We start from the raw sequence: 4,601 nt of genomic DNA, 5'->3' as shown, positions 1-4,601 counted from the left end.
GGCCCTCGTCGGGGATGGCCCCGAGCGCTGCCTCGATATCGTCCCATCGCCGCTCGTCATCGAGTCCGCGGCGAATCAACTCTGCGATGAATGCGCTGCGTCGCCTGCTTCCAGCCCGCTGGTCGAGTTCCGCAACGAGCTCGTCGTCAACGGTAATGTGCAGTCGCATGTGCTCACGATAGCCCACTAGCTTCCGGCTTCACTTGCCGCACGCCGCGAGGCACTGCGGGGACCGCTTCCCCGATCGATTCGTCGACGACGAGGCGGAACTGATAGCCGCGCTCGACTACTTCGTGCTGCAGCACGAGTTGCGCAACGGGAAGACTGTGGTTGAGCGATTTGTGGCCAGTCGCCCGGACTTGCCCGAGCACGAACGCGAGCTGTTGCTCGGCTGGTGCGACGTTGTGGAGGGCATATTCGAGGTCCACGGCCGCGACGGCGACGCGCTCATCGTGGAGAACCTCGTTGACGAGTTGACATATCGCGTGCATTCGAACATGGGACCGGGTGTGTTCCGGCCGCTGGAATCCGGCGGTTTCGGTCGGGCCCGAGTGGTTGATCAGCGCCAACTTCGCGTGTTATCCGAAGAGTGACCGTGTCGCGATCCATCGCACCGCCTGCGAGATGGCGATGCGCCACCCGAACTGGGCATTTCGTAATCCCGACAAGCTCGCCCGCGCACGACAGCAGCAGGGCGCCGCGCACGACCGGTTCGTGCAATTCTTCGGCGCCGACTTCGTCGTCATTCCGGGAACGCAGCTGACCGAACGAATGCGGAGCTTCTACACCTTCTGCCGCGAGCAGGCAGCGGCCGAACTCACCGCGTCGGGTCAACAACCGAAGAACTTGCCGTTCCACGCCTCGGATTACCCTGCCGATCTGGTGGCCTCCGATGCGGTCGCGGTCACCCACGTCGAAGTCGAGGACATGGGCCTGTACGCCGAGTTCGGGATGATCGAGCAGGCGTTCGCTGACCCGAGCCTGCTTCGACGTCCGGAGTATCGCCGACGAGTGCGCGACTACCTCGACGACGACACCGTCTCGCCCGTGCTGTTCGAGCGGATAGCGGCGCGCGACCCGGAGCGTACGAACCAGGTGTTCCGTAAACTGTTGGGGCACAATCACTTCAACTGGGCCATCGGTGGCGACAAGCTGATGCGGCAGCGCAAGCCAGACCACTTCGATCGGCCACGTTTGCCGCGAATCGTGCCGCTCAGCGACAAGCTCGCAGCCGTCGCTGTCGCCGCCACCAAGTGAAAACGGCCCCCGGAGAAATCTCCGGGGGCCGTTTTCATTGGGTTTGGGAACACTTTTGGGAACATTCGCATCGCTAACGGTCTGGACCCGTGCTCTGCTCGAGGACACGGTCGGATGTCCGCGCTGGTTGAGACCGCACAGACTGCTGAGCGCTTCACGCGGGATCTGCAGCGCGCCAGTGGAGGCCTCGGCGAGTACCACAGCGAGCATGAACCCGTACCCCGGTCTGGCTGTGCGCCGGTGACCGACGTCAGGTCGCCGCCCTGACGGGATTGACCGACGAGCAGGGCACCGGCGGGCATGCCGATCCGGTCTTGGTGGCGCATCTCGGGCCAACATTGTTCCGGACTTGATCCCGTGAAGCCCACACGGGATTGTGATTGGGCAGTTTCGTCGGTGCGCAGGGCCTTTTCGTAGGTGTCGGGGCTGAGAGGGCTGCAGAAAGAATGCCGTCGTGCACGACGTCCACAGGCGCGCCGCTATCATTCGCAGCCATGTGCGGGCACAAATGACGACACCGGCTGGCTGGTATCCCGACCCGTCCGGAGCGGGCGGTCAACTCTACTTCGACGGCGCGAACTGGACCGATTACCAAGCGGTTGCGCCAGTGCAGAAACGCCCGGTGTGGCCTTGGATATTGGCCGGTGTCCTCCTGTTCTTCGGCGGTTGCGGCACAGTCCTCGTGGTCGGGAGCTACCTGGGTTTGGGGAGCAGTTCGACGACACACACTGCGACCAAGGGTGAGCCCGTCAGCGACGGCACGTTCCAATTCGTGGTCACCAATTTCGCGAAGGCCAGCTTCCAGGAGCACCCCCAGCCCAAGGGTGTGTACGTCATCGCGACCCTTACCGTAACCAACACGGGTAACCAGCCACATTCGTTCATCGTCCAGAATCAGAAGTTGATCGACGCGGCGGGTCGCGAGTATGCGGCAGACGACATGGCGGCGTATTCAACCTTCCAGGAGACTACGGCCCTGGACATTGCCCCGGGCCTCACCCTCAACGTGAGCATGCGTTTCGATGCGCCGAAGGGGGTGAAGTTGACGGCGATTGAGCTTCACGAATCGGCGTCCACCGCTGGCGCCACGGTCAGGCTGTGACTGAGCGCGACGGCGAAATCCACCGAAGCGGGACCCTCGTTTCTGCGGGCTTGTAGCTCGCGGTTCCACTGCCGGCCAGCAGTCAGTGAGCGGCTGCCCGTACGTGGATGTCGAGCTCGGTACTGACACGCCTGCGCCTCCATCGAAATTGCACGCCATCATTCAGACGGCCAGGCCCCCAGAGATTTCTCCGGGACCGTTTTCATGCCATTTGTGAACGGATTTGTGGCTCGTCCCTACAAGGAACGATGCCGCCTGTTCCGCGGCGGCGGCCCGTCCTGCCTGTTCGGTCTGCTCAGACTCCGGCCGGCACCCGTTGAGCGCTCGCGCGCATTTCCTGGCGCAGCGTGGTGAACTCCGAGATCGTTCTGCTCGATACCGATGCGACTGGGCGGGCGTTGCGGCCGGTGGGCTCGGTCTTGGACACCATGACCACGCTGTCGATGTAGGGCTGGATTGTGGTGGCATTCTGCACGGTCGCGACGATCACCAGCTGGAAGCCGAACTTGCGGAACGCCTGCAGCGCTTGCTGGGCGAACTGCGGGTCGGACTTGGAGAAGGCTTCGTCGAGCATCAGCTGTGCGAAAACCGGTGTGTTATCGCTACTTTCGGGGCTGGCCAGGTTGAAGCTCAGTGCACCCGCGAGGCAGAACGCCATCAGCTTCTCCTGCTCGCCGCCAGAGTTGTCGCCCGCGTTGCTGTGCGTGCGGATGAGCTCCTCGCTGCTGACGTCCCACTCGGCGCAGTCGAAGGTGAACCGGTTGCGCACGTCCAGCGCGTCGCGCGTCCACGCCTTGTCCTCGGGTGCGGTGGACGCCAGCCGATTACGCAGCCGCAGGATGTCGGCGTATTGGTCGAGGATCGCCTGCTTGTCGCCAAGCCCGACCTCGGCGATGCGACGCGAGATGGACCGCACGATCTCGGTGAGCTCGGACACCGCCGTCAGCTGGCGAGGCGTGGCCCGCAGCGTGAGTCGGGTGCCGCGGTTGAACTCCACCGAGCCCAAACCCGTGTTGACGCGGTCGATCTGCTCACTGATGCGTCGGGTCTCCTGCTCGGCGACGCGGTGCAGCGTCAGTATCGCGTCGGGCGCCTGCTCGGTGACCAGCCGCATCATCCGCTCGTACGCCTCGGGCAGTTCGCGCTCGTCGATGTGCCTGCACATCGCGACGTAGTCGTGCACCCGCTCATCGAAATCATCGGAGTCGTTCGGCACGGCGTCGGGGAACGACGTGTCGAAGGTGTTGAGGATGCGGGCCAGTTCGTCGTAGGAGCGACGTCGGCTCTCGCGCAGTTGTTCGCGTTCCTTCTTGATGGCGGTGAGCAGCGCGTCGCGGTGTGGCTCGGGGTCGAGCAGCTCGAGCGACACCGGAAGCGCAGCGGCGTATCGGTGCAGCAGCTCCGTCAGCGGCTCCGAGACGAACGTGGGGGACAGCCGCTCGTGCAGGTCCATCAGCCGGGTGCGACGTTCGTCGAGGGCGTCGCGTCGGGTCTCGATGGCGCCGCGGCGGGTCATGAACTTCTGGATCTGCGACCAGCATTCGTCGGCGCGCGCGTTGAGGGCCTCGAGGTCGGGGTTGTCGGCCATCAGCAACTCGTACTGCTCGCGCAATCGGTCGGCGTGCCCGTCGGCGGTCTCGGTGTCGATCTGGCTCCACTGCGGGTACTGCTCGCAGATCGCCTTGCACGTGGCGGCACGGTCGCGCCACTGCTGGCGCTGCGCGGCGATGTCGTCGGCGGCGCGGCGGGCCTTCTGGTAGGTCTCCTCGGCCGATGCGAGTTCGAGGGTCAGGGCGTTGATCTTGGCCGACACGTCACCCTGGTACAGATATTCGGACTGCTTGACCGGTCGCCGGTCGTCCTTGATGGCCAGCCGGTCGGAGTCCTTGTACAGCCCGGCGTCGGTGACCGCGCGGCGGAACCGCGCGAACACGTCGGGGGTGTCGACGCAGACGTGGTCGCCTGCTCCTGTGATGACGTCGACGGCCTCGGCTGCACACGGATGGACGGGGTCGACGGCGAACAGCTTGCCCGCCAGCGTGTTCGGCTCGGGATCGACGGGTTCGGCACCGAGGAGCTTCGCGCGGACGTGGTGCAGTTGCAGCCGGCCGCGCATGTCGGTCTCGTTGACGAATCGCAGCACCTTCTCCCAGTGCTGATCGGGCACCAGCAGCCGCAGGCCCGCACCGCGGAGCACCTTCTCCACCGCGAGTCGCCAGCGGGTCTGGTCGGGCTTGAGGTC

4 protein-coding genes are annotated in these 4,601 nt (G+C 64.9%); 2 read left to right on the top strand and 2 right to left on the bottom strand.

Annotated elements, in window-relative coordinates; genetic code table 11:
• Window positions 1-173: 173 nt before the first annotated feature.
• Complete coding sequence (locus QOC69_RS02950; RefSeq protein ID WP_526436186.1) at window positions 174-569, bottom strand: hypothetical protein; 396 nt, start codon at window positions 567-569, stop codon at window positions 174-176.
• Window positions 570-624: 55 nt separating this feature from the next.
• Between QOC69_RS02950 and QOC69_RS02945 the strand changes: the two genes are divergently transcribed.
• Together QOC69_RS02945 and QOC69_RS02940 are read left to right on the top strand one after the other, a co-directional pair.
• On the top strand, window positions 625-1,257 hold the full coding sequence (locus tag QOC69_RS02945) for a hypothetical protein (RefSeq protein ID WP_526436184.1): 633 nt from the start codon (window positions 625-627) through the stop codon (window positions 1,255-1,257).
• Between the two features lie 454 nt (window positions 1,258-1,711).
• Window positions 1,712-2,359, top strand: a complete 648-nt coding sequence (locus tag QOC69_RS02940) for a DUF4352 domain-containing protein (protein ID WP_526436182.1) — start codon at window positions 1,712-1,714, stop codon at window positions 2,357-2,359.
• Between the two features lie 295 nt (window positions 2,360-2,654).
• Here the strand turns inward: QOC69_RS02940 and QOC69_RS02935 are convergent.
• Window positions 2,655-4,601 (bottom strand): ATP-binding protein (locus QOC69_RS02935; RefSeq protein WP_526436180.1); only part of this gene is annotated, 1,947 nt, incomplete at its 5' end.

This window comes from Mycobacterium sp. (assembly GCF_032162105.1).
Classification (GTDB): domain Bacteria; phylum Actinomycetota; class Actinomycetes; order Mycobacteriales; family Mycobacteriaceae; genus Mycobacterium.
Note: the sequence above shows the minus strand (reverse complement) of the source record. Positions and strands in the feature narration are given on the sequence as shown.

What these genes read in the sequence shown, in the direction of transcription:
- QOC69_RS02945 (WP_526436184.1), top strand. Translation starts at nt 625, where the DNA reads ATGGCGATGCGCCACCCGAACTGGGCATTTCGTAATCCCGACAAGCTC.